Annotated in this window: 18 protein-coding genes and 4 tRNA genes; 5 read left to right on the top strand and 17 right to left on the bottom strand. The window is 45.6% G+C overall.

The features are described from left to right. Window positions 1-37: 37 nt before the first annotated feature. The 8 genes from hemH to dapA form a co-directional block, all read right to left on the bottom strand. A complete protein-coding gene (hemH, locus tag L5M51_RS05810; RefSeq protein WP_263171946.1) occupies window positions 38-1,042 on the bottom strand; it encodes a ferrochelatase in 1,005 nt (334 codons plus the stop codon). A 112-nt stretch (window positions 1,043-1,154) separates the two neighbouring features. Further along, entirely contained in the window at window positions 1,155-1,799 is a 645-nt protein-coding gene (gene adk / locus L5M51_RS05805; protein ID WP_028759655.1) for an adenylate kinase, read from the bottom strand. Between the two features lie 140 nt (window positions 1,800-1,939). Beyond that, window positions 1,940-2,803: a co-chaperone YbbN gene (locus tag L5M51_RS05800; protein WP_263171945.1), complete on the bottom strand. Its 864-nt coding sequence runs from the start codon at window positions 2,801-2,803 to the stop codon at window positions 1,940-1,942. 184 nt (window positions 2,804-2,987) lie between these two features. Continuing rightward, window positions 2,988-4,901 carry a molecular chaperone HtpG gene (gene htpG, locus L5M51_RS05795; RefSeq protein WP_028759653.1) on the bottom strand — a complete coding sequence of 638 codons (1,914 nt, stop codon included), beginning with the start codon at window positions 4,899-4,901 and terminating at the stop codon, window positions 2,988-2,990. Between the two features lie 193 nt (window positions 4,902-5,094). Further along, complete coding sequence (locus tag L5M51_RS05790; protein ID WP_131523289.1) at window positions 5,095-8,190, bottom strand: efflux RND transporter permease subunit; 3,096 nt, start codon at window positions 8,188-8,190, stop codon at window positions 5,095-5,097. Further along, window positions 8,187-9,269, bottom strand: a complete 1,083-nt coding sequence (locus L5M51_RS05785) for an efflux RND transporter periplasmic adaptor subunit (protein ID WP_263171943.1) — start codon at window positions 9,267-9,269, stop codon at window positions 8,187-8,189. Before L5M51_RS05785 ends, L5M51_RS05790 begins: the two co-directional genes overlap by 4 nt. A gap of 368 nt (window positions 9,270-9,637) precedes the next feature. Then, the gene (gene bamC, locus L5M51_RS05780) at window positions 9,638-10,735 is read right to left on the bottom strand and encodes an outer membrane protein assembly factor BamC (protein WP_219235331.1); all 1,098 of its coding nucleotides are present in this window, start codon (window positions 10,733-10,735) and stop codon (window positions 9,638-9,640) included. Between the two features lie 3 nt (window positions 10,736-10,738). After that, entirely contained in the window at window positions 10,739-11,623 is an 885-nt protein-coding gene (gene dapA / locus L5M51_RS05775; RefSeq protein WP_113940880.1) for a 4-hydroxy-tetrahydrodipicolinate synthase, read from the bottom strand. A 172-nt stretch (window positions 11,624-11,795) separates the two neighbouring features. Here dapA and L5M51_RS05770 point away from each other — a divergent pair, with 172 nt between their 5' ends. After that, entirely contained in the window at window positions 11,796-12,347 is a 552-nt protein-coding gene (locus L5M51_RS05770) for a glycine cleavage system protein R (protein WP_028759648.1), read from the top strand. A gap of 3 nt (window positions 12,348-12,350) precedes the next feature. Further along, entirely contained in the window at window positions 12,351-12,818 is a 468-nt protein-coding gene (bcp, locus tag L5M51_RS05765; RefSeq protein ID WP_028759647.1) for a thioredoxin-dependent thiol peroxidase, read from the top strand. A gap of 244 nt (window positions 12,819-13,062) precedes the next feature. On the opposite strand, the gene L5M51_RS05760 is transcribed toward bcp, so the two are convergent. Continuing rightward, window positions 13,063-13,680 (bottom strand): LysE/ArgO family amino acid transporter, encoded by a 618-nt coding sequence (locus L5M51_RS05760; protein WP_113940882.1) that lies wholly within the window; start codon window positions 13,678-13,680, stop codon window positions 13,063-13,065. Window positions 13,681-13,805: 125 nt separating this feature from the next. Here L5M51_RS05760 and L5M51_RS05755 point away from each other — a divergent pair, with 125 nt between their 5' ends. After that, window positions 13,806-14,759: a LysR family transcriptional regulator ArgP gene (locus L5M51_RS05755; protein WP_263171939.1), complete on the top strand. Its 954-nt coding sequence runs from the start codon at window positions 13,806-13,808 to the stop codon at window positions 14,757-14,759. A gap of 117 nt (window positions 14,760-14,876) precedes the next feature. On the opposite strand, the gene htpX is transcribed toward L5M51_RS05755, so the two are convergent. Next, complete coding sequence (gene htpX / locus L5M51_RS05750) at window positions 14,877-15,740, bottom strand: protease HtpX (protein ID WP_006082065.1); 864 nt, start codon at window positions 15,738-15,740, stop codon at window positions 14,877-14,879. Between the two features lie 434 nt (window positions 15,741-16,174). Here htpX and pepE point away from each other — a divergent pair, with 434 nt between their 5' ends. Both pepE and L5M51_RS05740 read left to right on the top strand, forming a co-directional pair. Next, window positions 16,175-16,888 carry a dipeptidase PepE gene (pepE, locus tag L5M51_RS05745; RefSeq protein WP_263171938.1) on the top strand — a complete coding sequence of 238 codons (714 nt, stop codon included), beginning with the start codon at window positions 16,175-16,177 and terminating at the stop codon, window positions 16,886-16,888. 452 nt (window positions 16,889-17,340) lie between these two features. Next, window positions 17,341-18,924 carry a glucan biosynthesis protein G gene (locus L5M51_RS05740; RefSeq protein ID WP_249195627.1) on the top strand — a complete coding sequence of 528 codons (1,584 nt, stop codon included), beginning with the start codon at window positions 17,341-17,343 and terminating at the stop codon, window positions 18,922-18,924. A 464-nt stretch (window positions 18,925-19,388) separates the two neighbouring features. On the opposite strand, the gene L5M51_RS05735 is transcribed toward L5M51_RS05740, so the two are convergent. From L5M51_RS05735 to uvrY, 7 genes are all read right to left on the bottom strand, one after another. Beyond that, window positions 19,389-19,475 (bottom strand) — tRNA-Leu (locus L5M51_RS05735). Window positions 19,476-19,612: 137 nt separating this feature from the next. Further along, a tRNA-Leu gene (locus L5M51_RS05730) sits at window positions 19,613-19,699 on the bottom strand. Window positions 19,700-19,748: 49 nt separating this feature from the next. Then, a tRNA-Cys gene (locus L5M51_RS05725) sits at window positions 19,749-19,822 on the bottom strand. A 44-nt stretch (window positions 19,823-19,866) separates the two neighbouring features. Continuing rightward, window positions 19,867-19,942, bottom strand: a tRNA-Gly gene (locus tag L5M51_RS05720). Between the two features lie 214 nt (window positions 19,943-20,156). Beyond that, complete coding sequence (gene pgsA / locus L5M51_RS05715) at window positions 20,157-20,705, bottom strand: CDP-diacylglycerol--glycerol-3-phosphate 3-phosphatidyltransferase (RefSeq protein WP_028759642.1); 549 nt, start codon at window positions 20,703-20,705, stop codon at window positions 20,157-20,159. Between the two features lie 47 nt (window positions 20,706-20,752). Continuing rightward, window positions 20,753-22,582, bottom strand: a complete 1,830-nt coding sequence (uvrC, locus tag L5M51_RS05710) for an excinuclease ABC subunit UvrC (protein WP_263142449.1) — start codon at window positions 22,580-22,582, stop codon at window positions 20,753-20,755. Between the two features lie 103 nt (window positions 22,583-22,685). After that, the gene (gene uvrY, locus L5M51_RS05705; protein WP_006082070.1) at window positions 22,686-23,330 is read right to left on the bottom strand and encodes a UvrY/SirA/GacA family response regulator transcription factor; all 645 of its coding nucleotides are present in this window, start codon (window positions 23,328-23,330) and stop codon (window positions 22,686-22,688) included. Window positions 23,331-23,777 lie beyond the last annotated feature (447 nt).

The raw sequence follows: 23,777 nt of genomic DNA, 5'->3' as shown, positions 1-23,777 counted from the left end.
CAGATTCTATCACAAAATCAGTTCGAAGCCAGTGCTCCTATACCCAAGATACCGCTTGTTCTTGGATTAATTGCCGTAATAATTCAATGTGTAACTCATCGTCGTTCAAACAAGGGATAAACCGATAGTCGCTGCCACCCGCATGTAAAAAGGTTTCCTTAGCACCGATGGAGATTTCTTCTAAGGTTTCGAGGCAATCGGTCGCAAACGCAGGGCAAATCACATCGACACTTTTGATCCCTTGCGCAGGTAACTCGGCCAGTAATTTATCGGCGTAGGGCGTTAACCATTCTTCGCGGCCAAAGCGCGATTGGAAGCACACTTGCCATTGCGACTCGCTCAGCTCAAGTTTTTGCGCCAACAGTTTAGCCGTGACAAAACACTGCTCGCGGTAAGGGTCGCCCTCTTTCACATAACGCAGTGGAATACCGTGAAATGACAAGAGCAACTTGTCGGCCTGCCCATGGGTTTTCCAGTGGCGCGTCACACTGTGTGCCAGCGCAGCAATATAAGCGCTATGGTCAAAATAGTCTTTATTAAAGCGAACCTGCGGCATGTCACGCACAGTTTTAAGATAACGGGCAACAGCATCGAAAACACTTGCCACCGTCGAGCAGGAATATTGGGGATACAAAGGCAGCACAATAATACGCTCTGCTCCTTGATCTTTCAGGCGTTCAAATCCCGCATCGATGGAGGGATTACCGTAACTCATGCCCAGTTCAACCGGAATGGTCTGGTTAAACGTAGCGCTTAAGTCCACCGCCAGTTTTTGTGCTTGGCGTGCACTTATCACCATCAAGGGCGAACCTTCTGGCGTCCACACGCTTTGGTAAAGTTTCGCGACTTTAGCCGGACGGGTGTTGAGGATAATGCCATTCAGCAGCGGTTGCCAAATCCACGGCGATAAATCGACGACACGAGGATCACTTAAAAACTGCCTTAAAAAGCGTTTAACAGCCTTAGGGCTAGGTTGATCAGGCGTGCCGAGGTTAACCAATAACACACCAAAAGCAGGGGAAGGATTCAACGTTAGGCTCATGGTTAATGAAGTTCACTTGGAGGCTAACATTGCGATACCCATAAAAAAAGCCTGCATGGGCAGGCTTTTTCTTAATATGAGAACTTGTTCTCGTAAATTAACCTTTATTCGGTTATTTCAACACCCTAGCTAACTGCTCACTCACGGCCGCAACCGATTGAGTACCGTCAAACTTGTTGTATTGAGTTTGGCCAGCGGCAGCCACTTTACCGTAGTATTCAACCAGCGGCTTAGTTTGCTCGTGATAAATCGCGAGGCGTTTACGCACTGTGCTTTCTTCATCATCTGGACGAATAGCTAAATCTTCGCCCGTCACGTCGTCTTTACCTTCCACTTTAGGTGGATTGAAAACCACATGGTAAACACGGCCAGAACCTGGGTGAACACGGCGACCACTCATGCGCTTAACGATTTCTTCGTCTGGCACGTCGATTTCAATCACGTGATCAATGCTAATACCGTTTGCCGCCATCGCATCCGCCTGTGGGATGGTACGTGGGAAACCGTCTAACAAGAAACCTTTAACACAGTCTTCCTGTGCGATACGCTCTTTAACCAGACCGATGATCAGATCATCAGAAACCAGTTGACCAGCATCCATCACTTTTTTCGCTTCCAAACCCAGTGGAGTACCCGCTTTTACCGCGGCACGTAACATATCACCAGTGGAAATTTGTGGGATACCATACTGTTCCATAATGAACTGGGCCTGGGTACCTTTACCGGCACCTGGGGCGCCCAATAGGATAATGCGCATCTCAAGAGTCCTCTTTTCGCATTGATATTCTTCTTAGGGCGGCGATCTTCGCACATCTGGCCGCCATTGAGAAGGGTTTTAGCTTCGACTTTAGCCTCAGAAACCGCAAATAAACTGCGGTTACTAAGCGATTTTTTTCATTAATAGAGCAAAGTATAGAGCTTACGGCGGTATTGATTGGCTATGGGATTACCTTGGCCAAGTGCCGTTAATACTTCCATAAATACTTGTTTTACTGTGCCATTTTCAGCATCTAAATCTTTACTGAGCACACCGAATAATAGTTCTAATGCTTCATCATCGCGGTGGGCAGCATGCAATGCCTTACTCAGCTCGAGTAATAACACTAAATCTGTTGGATTTTGCTCAAACTTTTGCTGCAAATCGCGAATTTCAGGGGTATCCGCCGCATCTAAGGCAAGTGCGAGCTTAGCTTTTAAACTCTGGTAGTAACCATCTTGGTCAGCAAGCCCTACCTTCTCAAGCATGGCTTGTGCTAACACTAATTCGCCCTGCATCAGATACACATCGGCAAGCACTAGACTCACCTCACCCGCTTGATTTGACCCGACATGTGCTTCTTTAAGCAACACAGCTGCAGTAGCAAGATCTTCTGCACTTACTTGACTCAAGGCGAGCAATGCTTTGGCCTGTGCTAACTGTAACTGCCACATAGGCGGCAAATGTTTATCCAGCATGGCTGTGACTTGCGCCGTATCTTGCAGGCCCGCAAAACCATCGACAGGCTGACCTTTATCCAATACTAACGTGGTCGGTAGACTTTGAATGCGAAAGTAATTGGCAATTTCTAATTCGGCTTCACAGTCAACTTTTGCGAGCACGAATCGACCCGCATTTTGCGCGGCAATTTTCTCTAAGGTGTGCAGCATAGCCACACTTTGTTCCTGCGGCTGAGCCCAAAATGCTAACACCACGATCTGTTGCATCGAGGCGTCAACCACTTGCTGAATATTGTCTTTAGTCAGACTGAGGATATTGTCCATAGTATTCCCTTAACATTTAAGGCCTCTATCATGGGAGGCCTTATTCTTTTAAAACTAAGCGTTAGAACCAAGTCTTAAAATCGAGTCTTACCGCTAACGGATTGAGTGACAGGCTAGGCGCAAACCACTCTTCCTGCACTAGAAACAATATCGGGGCCGTTCAAAGAAGGGCCCCGATAGTCATTTACTTCATGTTAGCCAGTAACATTTGGTTCATCAGCTTGATAAAGGCCGATGGGTCCGCAAGGCTACCTTTTTCAGATAATTGCGCCTGTTGCAGCAGCAGATTTGACCAATCCGCGAAGGCGGCTTCATCTTGAAGATCATTTAAGCGCGATACTAATGGGTGCGCTGGGTTGATCTCAAATGTCGGCTTCACTTCTGGCACAGGTTGACCCGCAGCTTGCATCAGCTTGATCATCTGAGTCGACATTTCGCCTTCACCCGCCACCACGCAGGCAGGAGTGTCGGTTAAGCGTGACGTGACTTTCACATCAGCAACGGTTGAGCCTAATGCCGCTTTAATGCGTTCAACTAAAGCTACCGATTCTTGCTCAAGCTTTTCTTGCGCTTCTTTTTCAGATGCATCTTCCAGCTCGCCAAGTTCTAAATCACCACGGGTCACTGAGTGCAGTTGTTTCTCTTTGTACTCAGTTAAGTGGTTGATTAGCCACTCGTCGATACGCTCTGACATCAGTAAGACTTCAATGCCTTTCTTACGTAACAACTCTAAATGTGGGCTGTTAGCGGCGGCTTCATGGCTGTCGGCAACAATGTAGTAAATCTTAGTTTGACCTTCTTTCATGCGGCTGATGTAGTCATCAAGTGACACAGTCGGCGCAGCACTGCCCGTATGGGTCGAGGCAAAACGCAATAAGCCAGCAATACGCTCACGGTTGGCGAAATCTTCCGCAGGCCCTTCTTTCAGCACTTGACCAAATTCAGCCCAGAACTGTTGATATTTTTCCGCATCGTCTTTCGCTAGTTTTTCCAGCATGCCAAGCACACGTTTGGTGATACCAGTACGCATCGCTTTGGTCACGTGGTTATCCTGCAGAATTTCGCGGGATACGTTCAGCGGCAGATCGTTTGAGTCAATTAAGCCCTGCACGAAGCGCAGATAAGATGGCATAAATTGCTCGGCGTCATCCATGATGAACACACGTTGCACAAACAGTTTTAGGCCGTGTTTACGGTCGCGATTCCACATATCCCAAGGCGCTTTTGCAGGAATATACAATAGGTTAGTGTATTCTTGCTTACCTTCTACCCGATTATGACTCCACAGTAGTGCGTCGGTGTAATCGTGGGAAATGTGTTTGTAAAACTCTTGATACTCTTCATCACTGATGTCAGCTTTATTGCGCATCCACAAAGCCGTGGCTTTGTTCATGACTTTCCATTGACCTTCGGTCGCAGGAATTTTTTCGCCATCAGGACCATCACGCTCTGGCGAGCCTTCTTGCCACATTTCGACTGGCACAGAGATATGATCTGAGTATTTAGTGATGATCGAACGCAGGCGCCAATCATCGGCAAATTCTTTTTCTTCGTCACGCAGGTGCAGCGTAATTTCAGTACCACGGCTCGCCTTGGTGATGGTATCAACGGTGAAGTTACCCTCGCCTTCTGATTCCCACAATACGGCTTCATCGGCCTTATGACCGGCAGCGCGAGTGCGAACAGTGACTTTCTTCGCCACGATAAAGGCTGAATAGAAACCGACACCGAACTGACCGATTAACTGTGAATCCTTTGAGGATTCGCCCGATAGATTCTTAAAGAAATCAGCGGTGCCTGATTTTGCGATTGTGCCTAAATGCTCAATCACGCCGTCGCGGGTCATACCCACACCGTTGTCTTCGATGGTCACAGTGCCTTTTTCTTTATCAGCACTGATACGGACTCGCAGTTCACCGTCGCCTTCATACAGAGCGTCATTGGTCAACGCCAGATAACGCAGCTTGTCCGCCGCATCCGCAGCGTTGGAGACCAGTTCACGCAAGAAAATTTCTTTGTTGGAATACAAAGAATGGATCATCAAATGCAACAGCTGTTTGACTTCTGTTTGAAAACCATGAGTTTCTTGTTGTGACATGAAATTTTCCTTTATTTGTTACGCAATTTGGTAAAAGTAACGCTTAGTGTTTACTAAATGGGGCTCCAAATTTGCTTTTCAAGGGCAAGGGCTAAAACGAGGTTCGAATGGCGAAAAATAAGGCGCTTGATGAATACCAAGCGCCTATATATGTGGACTTTCGTGTGCTTTCAACATCAGCCGGTGTTAGGCGTTAGTCTTGGGCTAATTCTTTTTCTAACTGTTGGGCGATAGCTTCGGGCGATCCGCTGTTGCGGGCAAACAGTCCATAAGCGGCGGGGATCACGAAGATAGTGAATAAGGTTGCCAGTAAAATCCCCGACAACACCACTACACCAATCACAAAACGAGTTTCAGCACCCGCGCCTACCGCCAATACCAATGGCACGGCACCAGCAGCAGTGGTGATCCCTGTCATTAAGATAGGTCGTAACCGCTGCGCTGACGCTTGAATAATAGCCTTATCAAAATCAACGCCTTTATCCCGCAATTGGTTAGCAAACTCGACAATCAAGATGCCATTTTTTGCGGCTAACCCGACCAGCATAATAATGCCTATCTGACTGTAAATATTAAGACTCTGCCCCGTAAGCCACAAACCAATTAAGGCGCCGACGGTAGCCAGCGGCACAGTAAGCATGATCACCACAGGGTGGATATAACTCTCAAACTGCGCCGCGAGCACGAGGAATACAATCCCCAGTGCGAGGATGAATACGAAGTACATAGAGCTACCCGACTCTTGATAATCGAGAGATTGGCCCTTGTAGCTAATCACCGCTTCCGCTGGCAAATAGGTACGCGCCAATTGATTCATATAATCAAGGGCTTCACCTAGACTATAACCATCTTCTAAACTGGCTTCTATGGTGATCGCACGCATACGATTGTAACGGTTCAGCGAACTGGCGTCGGCAAACTCCTCCACAGTCACTAAGTTAGACAGCGGAATAAGCTCCTGACTGCGCTCGGAACGAACATAGATATTTTGCAGATCCGCCGCAGTATTTTGATTATCGCGCTCGCCTTCAACGATCACATCGTATTCTTCACCGTCACGCATAAACGTCGTCACTAAGCGTGAGCCCAACATGGATTCCAACGTACGACCAATGTTTGAAATCGACACCCCAAGGCTCGCCGCTCTGTCTCTGTCGATGACGACACGAAGTTGAGGCTTAGTCTCTTTATAATCGTGATCTAATCCCAATAATTTAGGATTCTGTGCCGCCTTTTGCATCATGATATCGCGCCAGCGGGCAAGCTCTTCGTAGCTAGGTCCACCAATCACAAATTGCACAGGTTTACCTACGCCGCGACCAAAGGCTTGGCGCATTACAGGGAACGCTTGCACTCCGGCGAGATTGGCAAGACGCTTATTAATGTCGACGATAACTTCCTTTACTGGACGACGTTTGCCCCAGTCTTCCAGTACTATGATTGCCATACCGTTAGAGAAATCCGCCGCGCGGCCAAAGCCACGGGGGGCACGAATGAGCAGACGTTTGATATCACCCGTTTCGACCAATGGCATCAAGCGGTTTTCCACTTCATTCATATAGGATTCTATGTATTCGTAACTCGCGCCCTGTGGCCCGTTGACCATCAAGAATAACGAACCACGGTCTTCCTGTGGCGCAAATTCTTGCGGTACTTTTTGGACTAAATAGACACTAGAGCCTAATGCGACTAATACCAGAATCGACACTAATATCGGGTGAGCCATGGCGGATTTTAAGGACAATTGATACCGGTTTGACACTTTTGTCATTATGCCGTCGACCTTACGTACCAACCAAGAATCCTGCGAGCTCGGCTTAAGCAACTTAGAGCACATCATGGGCGTGAGTGTGAGCGCCACTAGGCTAGAGAACAGCACTGCCGCACTCATGGTCACGGCAAACTCTTTAAAGAGTTTACCTAAGTCACCCTCAAGGAAAGTTATTGGCATAAATACCGCGACCAACACGAGTGTGGTCGCGATGACTGCAAAAGCCACTTCACGCGCACCGAGAAAAGCAGCTTTGAGTGGGGAATCTCCTTCTTCGATACGTCTATGAATGTTTTCCAGCATCACAATCGCATCATCCACCACCATACCGATGGCAAGGATCATCGCCAATAAGGTCAAGAGGTTAATGGTATAACCTAGTGCATACAGCACAATAAAGGTGCCGAGCAGAGACACTGGCACAGTGATCGCGGGGATCAACATAGCGCGCACACTGCCAAGGAACAAATAAATCACGATAATTACTAAAATCATCGCTGTGAACAGGGTTTGATACACTTCTTTAATCGAGGCTTCGATAAACACTGAGCTATCGTAGCTGCGTTTAATCGACATCCCCGCTGGCAAGGTCGGGTTGATTTTGTCAACCAGCGCGTTCACTGCGCGCGCCACTTCTAACGTATTGGCGGTTGACTGTTTAGACACGCCTAAACCTATCATTGCCTCTTTGTTGCCACGGAACATAATCCGCTCTTCATCAGAGCCAATTTCCACCCGTGCGACATCGCTCAGTTTGACTAAATAACCGTCTTCTCCTTGGGTGATCACTAAATTTGCGAAATCTTCGGCAGTGCGATAACCCCGCTCCAGTCGCACTGTAAAGTGCCGCTCCTTCGACTCTATCGAACCAGCAGGTAACTCGACGTTCTCAGCTCTGAGCGCGGCCTCAACATCGGCAACCGTTAAACTGCGAGAGGCCAAGGCTTGTCTGTCAAGCCAAACGCGCATGGCGTAAACCTTACCACCACCAATACGCATCCGCGCCACACCATCGACCACCGAAAAGCGGTCCGACAAATAACGGTTGGTGTAATCGGTCAATTCTAGGGTCGTCATTTGATCCGACACAAGATTGAGCCACATGATCACTTCATCACTGCCATTGGCCTTTTGTACTTCTGGGGGATCAGCTTCATCGGGTAAATTGTCGAGTAAACCTGAGATCCTGTCGCGCACATCGTTAGCTGCATCTTCAATATTACGACTAATATCAAACTCTAAGGTAACCGATGAGCGGCCATCACTGCTCGATGAACTCACGTGACGAATGCCTTCGACGCCACTGATCCTGTCTTCGATCAATTGGGTAATGCGGCTTTCCACCACGGCAGCACTGGCACCGCGGTAATTCGTGTCGATAGATACCACTGGCGGATCTATATTCGGGTATTCGCGCAGGGGTAATTTATCAAAGGAGACAAGCCCGAAAGCGACCAGCAACAAGCTGATCACTGAGGCAAATACGGGACGTTTGACCGAGAGATCAGTAAGGATCATACACTTGGCTCCGCGTTCGTATCGGCAAGATAACTAAACTTTTCCGCGAACTCAGTTTGCACTTTATCCCCAGGATGAACTTTCAGTAAGCCGCGGATCACTACGTTTTCGCCCAAGGCTAAACCATCTAAGATCTCCACCCAGCCACGGGTGCGAATACCAATAGTGACTTGTTTACGTTCAATCACCTTGTCAGCATTGACGCTGTAAACATAATGGCTGTTTTGGATCGGGATAATGGCAGATTCAGGCAACATCAAGGCCTCGCGGCTACGCTTGATGAGTTTGACCTTCATCAACATGCCCGGTAATAAACGCAGTTCAGGATTGGGGATTTCGGCGCGAACAATCACTGTGCGCGTGGTTGGATTCACACGGCTATCAATCGATGTCACCACACCTTTGAAAGTCACATCAGGGAAAGCGACCGCTTTGGCTTCAACCTTTTTACCTGGCTCTAAATCTTGAATAAAGCGCTCTGGCACTGAAAAATCGAGCTTAATGGTAGAAATATCATCCAATGTCGTAATCACAGTGCCGGGTGACACTAAGCTGCCCACACTGATTTGACGTAAGCCTAAACGACCATTAAAAGGCGCCAGAATACTGCGATCATTGAGTGATGATTGCGCCTGTTCGAGCTCGGCACGAGTGGTATCAATAAGGGTTTGTAATCTATCGCGTTCTAACTCGGCCACAGTGCGGCTAGTCACCAACGAACTGATCCGAGCTAATTCACGTTGATTATCACTGACTTTGACTTGCGCGGCTTTAACCTTAGCGATCTGCTCAGCATTTTGCAGTTGGACTAATAACTCGCCCTTTTTAACGATATCGCCGTCGTCAAATTTAAGCGCTATCACCATGTCGGTGACTTTAGGCGTTATCGTTACTGATTCTGCGGCTTTATTGCTACCAATAGCTTCAACTTCATCGCGAATGGGCGCCATAGCGGCAGTGGCAATCACCACATTAGGTATGAGTTTAATCTGGGCTGCAGCAATCTCTTGCGGTTGCATGGCTTGGTATCCAAACCATGCCGCGGCCAATATGGCGATTATTAGAATAATTGTTTTCATCGGGCTTCCAAGGAATGACTCGCATTAATGACGGCTAGTTTACTCACTCACATCATCGCATCAATACGTTTTACTTTTTCTTACAAATTACGCTGATAGCGCAAAATATGTATGATTAAGTGTCTTTGGCGATATCAATGGTTGAGTTGTCAGAATGCAGTACGATAACAAGGTTGTTAAGTGATTTATTTCACTCATCACCAGTAACTCAATATTTATCACTAAAACCATTTGAAAAAGATTGGTATATAGATAATTAAACTCTGAAACACAGATCGCCTAGATAATCGACAATCCCCTGCTTAAAACTCAAATCGCAGCCAATAAAAAAGGGCGATAATTCGCCCTTTTCTAGTCAACTGCTGAAATTAACGTATTTGACGTTCTTCTTTCATCAGGTTTGACAGTGACTGGTACACATTGCTAACCACTTCATCGCTTAATGGCTGATCTTCGTTATCGCGAAGGAAGATTTTCGTTTCTTCTGGAGTATCACCATCTTCAAGCAGTAAACGGTAGCTACCTTCTTTCAGTGCTAACTTATCTTCGCCCCACAATGAACTCCAGAAACCAGAGTTATCGTCAAACTTGATAAAGTACAATCCTTTAGCACTATCCATATCGGCAATTTCAAAGCCCATTTCTGGTAGCACTATGCGTAGACGATCCCACACTTGCTTGTAAGAGGCTTTAGCAGACCAGTAAGCCTTACCTTCTTCAGGCGTCACGAGATCAACATTAATACCTAAGGTTTGCTTCAAACGATTCGATTGGATCGCTTGGTCGCGCTTAACGCTGATATACGCAATGGCGCTGTTCAGCATATCAATAGTGTATCTTTGCTTATCTTCACCGCTTAATAAAACTTGTTGCGCTTTATCGTCGTAGAACTCTTCGTGTTCAACTAAGTGAATAACGATATTGGCAGTGCGACCATGTGGACGCGTTTCCACGTCAAAACGATAGCGTTGGCGCAACAGATAAACTTTATCCGAGCCCCACATGCTCGATTCAATCACTTCACGGCTTTCAATCCAATCGGTTTCTATGTTGCCTTTGTCAAAATCACGGCTACGAACAGCAATACCTTTTTGAGCAAAGAAACCATCTAAGTTTGTGAAGATTTCTTGTTTCAAATCCACAGCATTGTCGATGGATTCAACCACGATTTTAATGTTGTCACTGCCCTCTTCCACATGAGTACCTTCCGCCATTGGCAGTACTTGCAGTGGCGGACGGATATCTAAGTTTTTGCCATACAGCGAAGCATTCACTTTAGAACCCAGTGCTGGTACATCGAATTCTTTATTGTAGGGTGGCGTTTTTAATCCCGCGGGGATCTTAAGCAAAGGTGCTTGCTCGGCCTGAACATAGTCGTCGTTACCGTTCGCTTGGCGGCGATCAAGTGGCGAACTACAGGCTGCAACAGCAGCAACTAAGATCAGTGGAGTGACTTTCTTTAACATTAATTATTTAACCTCTATCTGGGCACGAGTCATTGCTTCTATCAACAGACCATGACATTGCTCAGAAAGTTCAGTCAAAGGTAAACGAATATGGCCACATTCAATCAAACCCATACGATGGGCAGCCCATTTTACTGGGATAGGGTTGGCTTCACAAAACAGTGTGCTATACAAACCGCGCAGCGGGGTATCTATGCTCTGAGCCAACTCGCCATTGCCAGCGAGCGCCGCATCACACATAGCTTTAAAAGCCTTTGGTACTATGTTGTTAGCCACAGAAATTACGCCATTTCCACCTAAGAGTAAAAACTCTCTGGCTGTTGCATCATCACCGCTATACAAGAGGAAATCGTCGCCGCACAGTTCGCGCAGACGTTTTACACGGGATAAGTCTCCGGTCGCCTCTTTTACACCAATAATGTTGCTCACGCTAACAAGCTCGGCAACAGTTTCTGGCAGCATATCAACGGCAGTACGACCTGGAACATTATAAAGAATTTGTGGAATATCTGTGCTAGCGGCCACGGCTTTATAATGCGCAATCAATCCCTTAGGCGTTGGCTTATTATAATATGGCGTTACGCCAAGCATAGCGGCAACACCCACCTTAGATAAGGACTTGGTGAGCTCAACGGCTTCAGATGTGGCATTGGCGCCATTGCCACCAATGACAGGAACACGTCCCGCAGCAAATTTAACGGTTTGTGAAACGACCGCTACATGCTCAGGCATAGGCAGAGTCGCTGACTCGCCAGTAGTACCAACGGCCACAATGGCATCTGTGCCTTGGTCAATATGGAATTCGACTAACCTTTCAAGACTTGCAAAATCTACTGAGCCATCACTGTTCATTGGCGTGATTAAGGCTACGATGCTTCCGTTTATCATCTGACTTTCCCCAAGATTTCAGGATTCGCTATGGTACTGATGCCAACCACTAATGACAAGCATTAACGGGGCTCTCAAATTGAATTAGTTATGGTAGCATTATATCCCGCACAAAAACTCAGCTTTAACACTGAGTTTTCGCTCTATGATATCGAAAAAGTGAGGAAAATTCATGACCAATTTCCTGGTCGTAACAGCGATGGGTCTCGACCGTCCTGGACTTGTAAGTAAACTAGCTCGACTTGCCAGTGACTGTGACTGCGATATCGTCGACAGCCGTATGGCATTATTTGGTAACGAATTTACCCTGATTATGATGTTGTCTGGCTCGTGGGCATCAATAACGAAAATTGAAAGTATGTTCCCCAGTCTCAGCGTTGAGTTAGAACTGCTGACGGTGATGAAACGCACCTCTAAACACACACCACAAAACTACCTTTCTCGCCTCGAAGTACGCTTCACGGGTAAGGACCAACGCGGCACCATTAAACGCATTACCCAGTTCCTTGCTGACAGGTCATTAGATCTTGCCGCAGTACGTTCATTTTCTGAGGAACTCCCCGGTGGTGAACAAACGCAAAATGTGTCGCTAACCATTAATATTCCTGAAAAAGTTGAACTAGAAAAGCTCGAACAGAGTATCTATCAGCTCGCCCAAGATATGACCTTAGATTGTACTATTCGTCGTATGGAAGGCACTGCCATCTTAGAGGACAGAGGATAATAGATGAATACCTTAACGGCTGGGGCAAAAGCGCCTCACTTTACACTGCAAGATCAACATGGCAACTCAGTATCGCTGGCAGACAGCCTTAAGCAAGGCCCTGTTTTAGTGTATTTTTACCCGAAAGCATCAACGCCGGGTTGCACAGTTCAAGCCTGCGGCCTACGTGACAGTAAAGCCGAGCTCGATAGTCATAATGTCACTGTATTTGGCATTAGCCCAGATCCTGTGGCTAAACTGGCTAAATTTGCAGAGAAACAAGCACTCAACTTCACTTTACTGAGCGATGAAGACCACAGTGTCGCCGACGCTTTTGGGGTCTGGGGTGAAAAGAAATTCATGGGAAAAACCTATGATGGCATTCATAGATTAAGCTTCCTTATCAATACCGACGGCGCCATCGCCCACGTATTCGATAAGTTTAAAACCAAAGATCACCATGAAGTCGTACTCGCGCAAATCGCGGGTTAATGACTAATATGACGACGAATACAAGGCTTCAAGCTGCTGCTTTAATCGGCACAAAAGTGTAAACGTCGTGAGTTGAACTTGGCAGCCTGAATAAATAATCGGCAATCGATAACGAAAAGGTCCTGAAATCAGGACCTTTTTCATGAAAAATTTTCACTTTCATATCACAAGATGCAGTCAAACCGAGCAAAAAATCCGCAAAAGTATTCAGCTATGCCCGTATTCTATGGCATCCCAACACCGGTTATCCTGCCACATAGGGCCAAATAATCGCAGCGGCAATGCTCCACATGGTTAACCAAATAAAACGGTCGAGGTAACGCCATGCCGCTGGGCGAGTAAAAATGGGCGCTAACAAACGCGCACCAAAACTTAAGCCAAAAAACCAAATAAATGATGCCAGTACAGCACCCGCGCCAAACCAAGGCCGATCGAAATCATCAAATTGAGTGCTAATGCTGCCGAGCAACACCACAGTATCAAGATACAAATGCGGATTAAGCAAACTGATCCCAAGCGTCGTCAGTACGGCTTTCTTAAATGTGTCCGCATTATCGGCCTGATCCATCTCAATGCCCTTAGCCACAAACGACGCCTTTAGCGCATTCGCACCATACCAAAGTAGAAACGCGGCGCCACCGAAACTCGCCACATGCTTAATAGTGGGAAACGACTCAATAATATGTCCTAGCCCCGCGACACCCGCAGTGATCATCAGCGCATCAATGATAGAGCAGAGCAAGGCTATCGGTAATGTGTACGAGCGCTTAATGCCTTGCTTGAGCACAAAGGCATTTTGTGCGCCCACAGCAATAATCAAACTCCCACCAATCCCCATACCCTGTATAAATGCCGCTTGCATAACCACCTCTCATATTCAAAGAAGGCGTTAGCATAGTCAAAACAACAAAATTAATATAACTAATGTTTTTTATGTATCATAAGTAAAATTAATAACCGTCCAAACACACTCATTTGAGGATGACTATGCTGGAATACGCGAATCTCAAAGCGCTCGCCGTTGTGGTCTCGGAAGGTGGCTTCGACCGCGCCGCCAAAGTGCTGCACATCACCCAGTCGGCTGTATCACAGCGCATTCGACAACTTGAAGAAAAAGTCGGTCAGTCACTGCTTATTCGCTCCAATCCTGTGGTCGCAACGCCCACAGGTAAGCGCCTGTTGCGCCACTATTCACAGGTACAATTACTCGAGAGTGAATTAAGAGCCGAGATGGACGCCAACGATCCCAACCATCCAACCACAGTGCGCATCGCTGTAAATGCCGACAGTTTGGCCACGTGGTTTTTACCTGCGCTAGCAGGCATGTTCAGTCGCCACGCTTGGTTATTGGAATTAATTGTCGATGATGAGTCTTACACCCATCATCTATTGAAAAATGGTGAAGCGGTCGGATGTGTCACCACAACCGAAGTGCCGATGGCGGGTTGCAGCAGTGAGTTTTTAGGCACCATGGAATACCTATGTGTGGCCACGCCCGAATTTGCCGCACGCTATTTTAGCGATCTGAGCGATACTCAGTCATTTAGCGGAACCTTACCATTTAGTAACACCTCGTCATTCAACACCATCAACCAAGCTCAGTTAACAAAGGCGCCAGCAGTAGTGTTCTCCACCAAAGATAAGCTTCACGAGAAGTTTCTCGCCCAGTATTTCAATATGACGCCAGGGCAATGGTGGCAACATACGATCCCCTCCTCAGAAAGCTTTTTAGAAGCGATTAACTTGAGTTTAGGTTATGGACTCGTTGGGCATTTACAAGCTAAACCATTAATCGATAAAGGGATACTGATTGAGATCACCCCAGAACGGCGCATGCGCGTGCCGCTGTTTTGGCAGCATTGGAATATCAAAGCGAAGCAAACGACACTGGTTTACCGTGCCCTTGCGGCAACAGCGCAGCATAATTTGCTGCAGGCATAAAAAATCGGGCTCAAACCAAAGTTTGAGCCCGATGTTAAAAGTCTTAAATCTAATATCAAGTGAGTCTTAAGCACTCAGATTTGACATTTAAGAGTTAAGAGTTAACTCACTCTTTTATTAGCTCGCTCTTAACGCAGCAATACGTTTCTCTAATGGAGGATGACTCATCATCATTTCTGCCATTGAACGTTTGCCGTTAATACCGAAGGCTGACATTTGTGCAGGCATTGCCGTACTTTCAGGGCCTTGGCGTAAACGCTCAAGCGCAGCAATCATCTTACCTTTACCCGCTAAACGTGCCGCACCTTCATCGGCTTTATACTCACGAATACGTGAGAAGTAAGCGACGATAATTGAAGCCAAGATACCGAATAACATATCCAGTACGAAAACAACGGCCATGTAAGCAAACATGCCTAAACCTTCGCCTTCTTCATCATTGCTCGATACAAAGTTGTTGATAATGCCAGCAACTACGCGGGCCGCGAAGATCACAAAGGTATTTACCACACCTTGGATCAGTGTCAAGGTCACCATATCACCGTTAGCAACGTGGCTAACTTCGTGGGCTAATACGCCTTCAATTTCATCTTGGCTCATGCCATATAATAGACCCGTACTGACAGCCACTAATGAATTGTCTTTACTTGGACCAGTAGCGAACGCATTCATGTCAGGCGATTGATAAATCGCCACTTCTGGCATTTTAATCCCCGCTTGCTTAGCTTGACGGGCAACCGTCTCCACTAACCAACGTTCGGTACTGTCACGTGGGGTGGTGATGACTTCACAACCCATGGTCTTTTTCGCCATCCATTTTGAAATGGCTAAGCTGATAAAGGCCCCACCGAATCCAAAAATGGCAGCGAACACCAGCAGTCCACCCATAGTAGACGTGTTCACGCCTAGAATAGACATCACAATTGAGGCTACTAGCAACACAGCTAGGTTAGTCGCAATCAATAGAAATATACGCTTCATTTCAGCTCCTTTAGGGCAAGAATAGGCCATTTAACTTTGTTCAAAGACATAATATGTCCAAATCATCGAAATTCAAGTGGTAAAAGAAAAGAGTTTTTAAAATAGGTATCTTTCTCGTATATAGACACTGCCTTTCATGGCCGAGAGTCTAGGGACAGTATATTAATCGAAACTTAAACTTATGCCCAAGCAACCTCAAGATACGAGTTTCATCGCGTTCTAAGAGCTTTAATTCAAGGCGCATCAATCACTGACTTTTGCATTGATGCCACACAGAAGTAGAATCCACCGAACGCTCCATCTTGGTGGGGATCACTATCTTGAAAAACACCGCCGCTAGCCGTGCTAGAGCGCAATTCTGCTTTAACTCTGTATGTTTATCGGAATTAATCTTTGTTAACATACCAATACACTCCGAGATTTCAGGATACAAAATGACAATCAACGCCCTACTACTGAGCAGCTCTCGTGTCGGTGATACGCCTTATCTTGCCCACGCGATCCCTTTTATTAAACCGCTTACCGCCAACGCACAAAAATGGATTTTTATCCCCTATGCAGGGGTTAGCATGAGTTATGACACTTATTTAGCGTCTGTCGTGACAGGACTAGCTGAGCTTGAACTCGATATTAGTGGTATTCATCAGCATCCAGACCCTAAACAAGCAATAAAAGATGCCGATGGAATTTTAATCGGTGGGGGTAACACCTTTCACCTGTTACACCAACTATATCATTATGATCTGGTCGCGCTTATTCGTGAGCAAGTCGCCCTTGGTAAGCCTTATATCGGCTGGAGCGCGGGTTCAAACGTATCGGGACTGAGTATTCGCACCACTAATGATATGCCGATCATCGAACCGCCGTCGTTCAACGCATTAAACTTAGTGCCGTTCCAGCTCAATCCACACTATTCCAATTACCAAGCACCGGGCCACAATGGTGAAACCCGTGCCCAGCGATTATTAGAATTCACTAAAGTCGACCCATTAACCCCAGTGATAGGCATAGTTGAAGGCTCAGCTTTGTGGCGACAAGGAGACACACTATCACTCTTAGGTGACAAACCTGCGTATTTATTCTGTGGTGAGCAGCAAGAGATCCCAATCCCTGTGGGCAGTGACCTATCGCACTTACTCAAGTCCTAATATCCACGTTAGCATATCTAAATGGGCTCACAGTTAACACCGTGAGCCTGAAACACTCATTAGCAATAGTCAACATTAACCATTTGATATTGTAAGTTTTTAATTAACACTCTCGATTCAACTGCGCCAATTTTGTGTAAAAACGCCACTGAATTCAATGAAAACAGTGTTAGCTCAGCCAAGACAGTTTTTACTGCAGTACCAATTGCGATTACTTATCGTAAAATCACACCGCAAAATATTGAGAACGGCACCTAAAATAGCGCCAAGCATAATTTATGTTACAAATCTCTAGCTACGCAGGTAAAATTATCCCTCACCTCAGCTACTCGAATCCCACGACTGAGGATTTTATAGCAGACAAGTTATTAATATTTAGGGATTAGATAGACTGAAGCATATATTGTGCCTATGAATCAGCGTCATTTTAGTAAGGAGTTTCCATTTTGCGAATGAATCTTATGATGAATTACCCTACCGGTTATCCGGCATTACTCAAAAAACTACCTTTTGTCATCTTGACCGCCATCGTCTATGTCGTCGGCATAAACAACGTCAATGCCGCAGCGGCAGAGACAACACCAACGCCTGCACCAGAGAAGAAATCTAAAAAATTCTCCCAAGACACAGTTATTGAACTCGCTCAACAACTGTCGCAAAAGCCATTTAAAGAAGCGAAAAAAGCACCTAAAGAACTGGTTGATCTCGATTTCGCTACCTATGGCAAAATCAATTACCAAGAAAATGCCGCGATTTGGGGCGGAACACCGACCAAATTTTCGGTACAACTTTTTGCTCCAGGCTTTCTCTATAAAAACCTTGTCGATATCGACGTGGTCGAAAACAGCAAAGCTATTCCAATTGAGCTAACAGAAGCTTCGTTCGATGTCCCTAACGACACCATTGAAAAACTCATCACCCAAGTGGGCCAATATGCGGGTGTGCGTTTACATTACCCTATCAATGATGATGAAATAAAAGATGAATTCATCATGTTTCAAGGTGCGAGCTATTTTCGCGTGCTCTCTAAAGGGCAAACCTATGGCTTGTCTAATCGTGGTCTAGCGATTGATGTCGCTCAGCCAAAAGGTGAAGAATATCCCCTGTTTAAGCGTTTCTGGGTCGAGCGCCCATCTAAATATCAGACGGCAATTGTGGTTCATGCTCTGCTAGATAGCCAAAGTGTCACTGGCGCCTATCGTTTTGGTATTTATCCCGGTGCACCATCACGTGTCGAAGTGGATGTAACCTTATTCCCACGTAAAGATATCCAGCATGTGGGTCTTGCACCGCTGACCTCTATGTTCCTCTTTGGCGGACTCGATAACTCAGATAAACCCGATTACCGCCCACAAGTACATAACTCCGACGGCCTACAAATCGATCGCGGTAATGGCGAGCGCCTATGGCGCCCATTAAATAATCCTAACAAACTGCAGATCAGTGCTTTTGGCGATGAAGATATAAAGGGGTTTGGTCTTATCCAGCGCCATCGTAAATTTGAAGACTATCAAGATCTGAGTGCAAACTATCAACTTCGACCTTCAGCATGGATTGAACCCCTCAATGATTGGGGCAAAGGCCAACTGGTGTTGCTTGAAATTCCCTCTAATGCTGAAACCAACGACAACATAGTTGCCTATTGGGAGCCGCAAGGCGGACTGAAAAAGGATCAGCCCTATAAATACTCCTATCGCATAACAGCCTCAAACGACAGCCCTTCTACGGCGTCAAAAGCACGTGTTGTCCGCAGTACTAAGGGGCAAGTGTTAGCAAAAGGCAAAGAATTACTTATCGATTTCAGTAACATCAAGCCGCAAGATATTGATAAAATTATCATCGATGCCAGCATCAGCAAAGGTAAAATCCTGTCGTCTCGGATTGTCGCCCACCCAGACATCAATGGCGCTCGAGTATTTATCAGCTTCGAACCAGAAAGTACCAATGTAGCCGAACTGAGAATACAGCTTAAGAAAGACGATAAACCACTTGCAGCGACTTGGCTGTACCGCTGGAATAGCGATGATTGGCAATAAGCTGATATTCACTAGTATCACTGTCTAACAAGCATAAACTGACCGAGTAAATGAATAAAAGCGCCAGTTTTTACTGGCGCTTTTTTATACCTAGGGTTTTATTTATAGGCTTACTATTTATAGGTTTTATCTCTAGCATAAATAGAACAAGCCAAGGCTAAAAACTCATGACCTGCTTTTCAGCAAACATAATCCCACACTTTATCGTTCGACTTCTGCCAGCATAACTACAGGCTTACTTCAAAATGACACTATCAGCTTAAAACGTAGCACTATTGTGTGATTTTAGGGTTATTAGCCTCTCCTGATGTGCGTCGCCGCAAGGACCTCTGCGAACTAAAGTAAGCAGTACGTTAAGTGTGTCAGTCAAGTTTGACCTTAAACCCCTCACGAAGAATGCCGACTAAAAGTAGAAATCTAAATACAAAAAAGCCTCGATATAAATATCGAGGCTTTTTCTTTTTTGGTACCCGAGGCCAGACTTGAACTGGCACGCTGTTACCAGCGAGGGATTTTAAATCCCTTGTGTCTACCGATTCCACCACTCGGGCAAACGCTGAATATTAATGACGGGAATCATGTCAAAAATATTATTAACTCTAAATCATTAACGCTTAACACTAATAAATCTATTTAATAAAGCCTATTGAATATTCGGACTTTATTTTTACCATCACTATCAAAATAATGGTACCCGAGGCCAGACTTGAACTGGCACGCTGTTACCAGCGAGGGATTTTAAATCCCTTGTGTCTACCGATTCCACCACTCGGGCAAACTCTTGATATTAACGACGGGAATCGTGTCATTAATACTTTAATCTATGGAGGCGCGACCCGGAGTCGAACCGAGATCGACGGATTTGCAATCCGCAGCATAGCCATTCTGCCATCGCGCCATAGTTGCTAACTCATGTTGAGTAGAATTAGACTTTAAAAATATTGGAGCGACATATCGGGTTCGAACCGATGACCTATACCTTGGCAAGGTATCGCTCTACCAACTGAGCTAATGTCGCATCTTGTTTTACTATTCACTAAGATAAACAAAGCATTTCACTTTATTACCTAGCAAATATCAAACATCAATATTTGGTAACGTTAAGACTTTGTTTACACATTGCCTCTTGTCTACGGGGTGGCATTCTACCGATTTACCACCCAGTGTCAACCGCTGTTTTATCGATAACTTACTGCTTGCACACTAAATAATCTCTTTGATTTTTTATTGCACTATTCAGCGGTAAGATCTTTCCAAGCGGCTAAAATGTAACTCATCATTGACCAAAACGTTAATACAGCGGCGATATATAACAGTACAAATGCGGCATTCGTCATTAAAGGATTGTATTGCCAAATCAGCCCAATAATTGCCACCATTTGCGCAGCCGTCTTATATTTACCAATCCAAGACACGGCGACAGTACCACGTTTACCAATTTCAGCCATCCATTCCCTCAACGCTGAAATGACAATCTCACGACCAATCATAAACAGGGCGGGCAATGTCAGCCAGATATTCGCGTATTGATCGACCAACAAAACTAAAGCTGTAATCACCATCAACTTATCAGCGACTGGGTCAAGAAAAGCGCCAAAACGAGTTAATTGTTTCAATTTACGGGCAGCATAACCATCTAATGCATCTGTTAACGCCGCGAGCCAAAAGGTAAATGCGGCAACAAAAGGGGTCCAGTCATAGGGTAAATAAAACAGCACCACAAAAATGGGCAGTAAAAAAAGCCTGAAAAGAGTTAATGCTATAGGTAAGTTAAACGGCATGATCAAACCAGTTAGTCAAAAGCAGCGCCAATCTTGCCTTAATTTTATCACCCTCGCAATGCATCATGAATGGTTTGTGCCATTTCTATGCTGATCCCTGGTACTTTGACTAATTCCGCCACACTTGCCCCTTTCACTTCCTGCAAGCCTCCTAAATGCTGTAACAAAGCTTTACGACGTTTAGGACCAATACCAGGGATCGATTCCAGTGTTGAAGTATTACGGGTTTTCTGACGACGGTTACGGTGGCCAGTGATTGCAAATCGATGGGATTCATCACGAATATGTTGGATAAGGTGCAGTGCTGGCGAATCCCCTTCGAGGGAAAAGCTGGTTTCGGTATCCCCTAAGATCAAGGTTTCAAGCCCAGGTTTACGGCCCTCACCTTTCGCCACCCCAATAAGCTGCGGCGCTTTATCCAAATGAACAAACTTTTCATCCACTATCTTTTGGGCAATACGCAACTGCCCTAGTCCGCCATCGATAAACAGAATGTCAGGGATTTTACCGCCTGCCTCAATCTTATCGAAACGGCGGCTTACCGCTTGCTTCATTGCCGCGTAATCATCGCCCGGCGTAATACCCTCGATGTTATAACGACGATACTCGCCTTTATGCGGCCCTTCTCGATTAAACACCACACAGGAGGCAACGGTGCTCTCCCCCATGGTATGACTGATATCGAAACATTCCATCCGCTGGATAGGCCCACTCAACTCTAAGATTTCTTCGAGTAACACAAAACGCTGTTCGACGGTGTTCTTATGGGACAGGCGCGTAACTACTGCATTCGTCGCATTGGTCACGGCTAAACGTAAGAAGCTCGCCCTGTCGGCGCGAACATTGGTCTTAATCGAAAACTTTTTATCTAGCGCCTCTGAAATTGCCGCTTCAAGTTCATGTAATTCTTCAAAATTATGGCTAATCACCACTTCTTTTGGAATAGTGCGTTGAATATCTGCATTTAAATAAAACTGTAGGATAAAGGAGCGTAGCACCTCATCCATATCAGTTTGGGCTGGCACTGAAGGATAATAACTACGACTGCCAAAAATTTTACCTTCGCGGATAAATAGCAGGTGGAAACAGGCGATGCCTGACGCATAATGCACCCCAATAACATCCATATCGCCTTTATTATTAGAGACTTCCTGTTGCTCGGCAACTTTACGCAGCGCCATGATCTGATCGCGAAATCGTGCAGCCTGTTCATAGGCTTGCTGCTCAGCCGCAAGTTCCATTTTATCAACCAAGGCGCTGATCACTTGCTGATCTTTCCCCTTTAAAAACAGGCTGGCTAATTTCACTTGCTCATCATAATCAGCGTTACTGACTTTGCCCACGCAGGGCGCGCTACAGCGAGACAGTTGATATTGCAAACAAGGGCGTGAGCGCGATTTGTAGTAAAGATCGTCACATTGACGAATAGGAAACAGCTTCTGCATCAAATGCAGGCTTTCACGCACAGCACCGCCATTGGGATAAGGACCAAAATAGTGGCCTTTTTCCCGCTGCGGACCACGATGATAGGCAAGCCTTGGGTGCTCATGCTGGCTTAATAAGATGTAAGGGTAAGATTTGTCATCACGCAACAACACATTGTATTTTGGCATGTATTGCTTGATGTAATCATTCTCAAGCAACAGAGCATCCGTTTCACTGTGGGTCAGCGTCACATCAATATGGTGAATATGTGAAACTAAGGCTTGGGTCTTAACATTACCGAGGTTTTTACGAAAATACGAGGTGAGCCGTTTTTTAAGATCTTTGGCTTTACCAACATAAATGACGTCATTTTTGACGTCATACATGCGATAAACCCCAGCGGAGGATGAAACAGTACGTAAGAAACTTTGGGCGTTAAATTCATTAGACATCATTCACACCCACAGTTTTGGAGACTTAACACAAACAACATAGGAACATATAACCCAAGAACTCGCTAGATTAAAGTCATCGACCAACGCAATCCACTTTCCATTAAAAATGGCCAGCATCCAACATCTTATAGCGAATAGCTAACCGCGTTAGTTCGACATCACCACTGATCCCCAGCTTAGCAAATAAACGATAACGGTAACTGTTAACGGTTTTAGGACTTAAGTTCAGTTGCTCAGAAATATCGTTAACCTTCTCGCCATTGGTGATCATCAACATGATCTGTAACTCACGCTCGGACAAAGACTTAAACGGGTTTTCATCGGCAGGATTAAACTGACTCAGCGCCATCTGTTGGGCAATTTCTGGGGACAAATAACGTTGTCCGCGAGAGACCTGACGTATCGCTTGCAATACTTCCGGCGGCGTCGCTCCTTTTGTTAAATAGCCCGAAGCACCAGCCTGCATCACCTTACTTGGGAACGGATCTTCCGTGTGTACAGTTAATACAATAATTTTTGCATGGGGTTGATATCGTAAAATTTTTCGAGTGGCTTCCAATCCGCCCATCCCAGGCATATTCATATCCATTAAGATCACATCCGCTTCATTCTGGCGAGCCCACTGCACCGCAGTCTCACCATCAGGGGCTTCGCCCACGACTTTGATCCCACGTTCATCTTCCAAGATGCGGCGGATCCCAGTTCTCACAAGCTCATGATCGTCAACCAAATATATCGAAATCAACTTAACCCACCTTTTACAATTTACAGCTCGATCCGTGTGTTAGAAAAAGCAACATGGCAAACGGATAACGAGTTCATAGGGCTAATTTAGCCCAACAACCCCATTTCGCAAAGCATAAATTCAACATTGTTAACTAGATGATATTTAAAGGAAGGATTCCAGAATAGCATACCAATAAAAAGCGTTTAAAAACGAAGCAATAACCCCAGAATGACCAGCCTAAAATCCCTGTTAAATCGATATCAAAGTATCCAGCAAATATAGGCAATTTTTCAGTTCAAGAAAAACAAAAAGGCCATCATTACTGTTAGCCTTTCACGTGAATATAGCAGAAGAGATACGCTTAGAATCAGGAACCTAAGGTTTTTAAATAGCTTAAATGCAAAAAGGCGTAAGAACTGCGCTTAGAATGGAGAACCCTAGCTCAAATTTCACACACAAAAAAGG

It is taken from the genome of Shewanella sp. SM73, from assembly GCF_025653795.1.
Classification (GTDB): Bacteria; Pseudomonadota; Gammaproteobacteria; order Enterobacterales; family Shewanellaceae; genus Shewanella; species Shewanella oncorhynchi.
The sequence above is the reverse complement of the archived record's forward strand: the minus strand, read 5'-3'. Positions and strand labels throughout refer to the sequence as shown.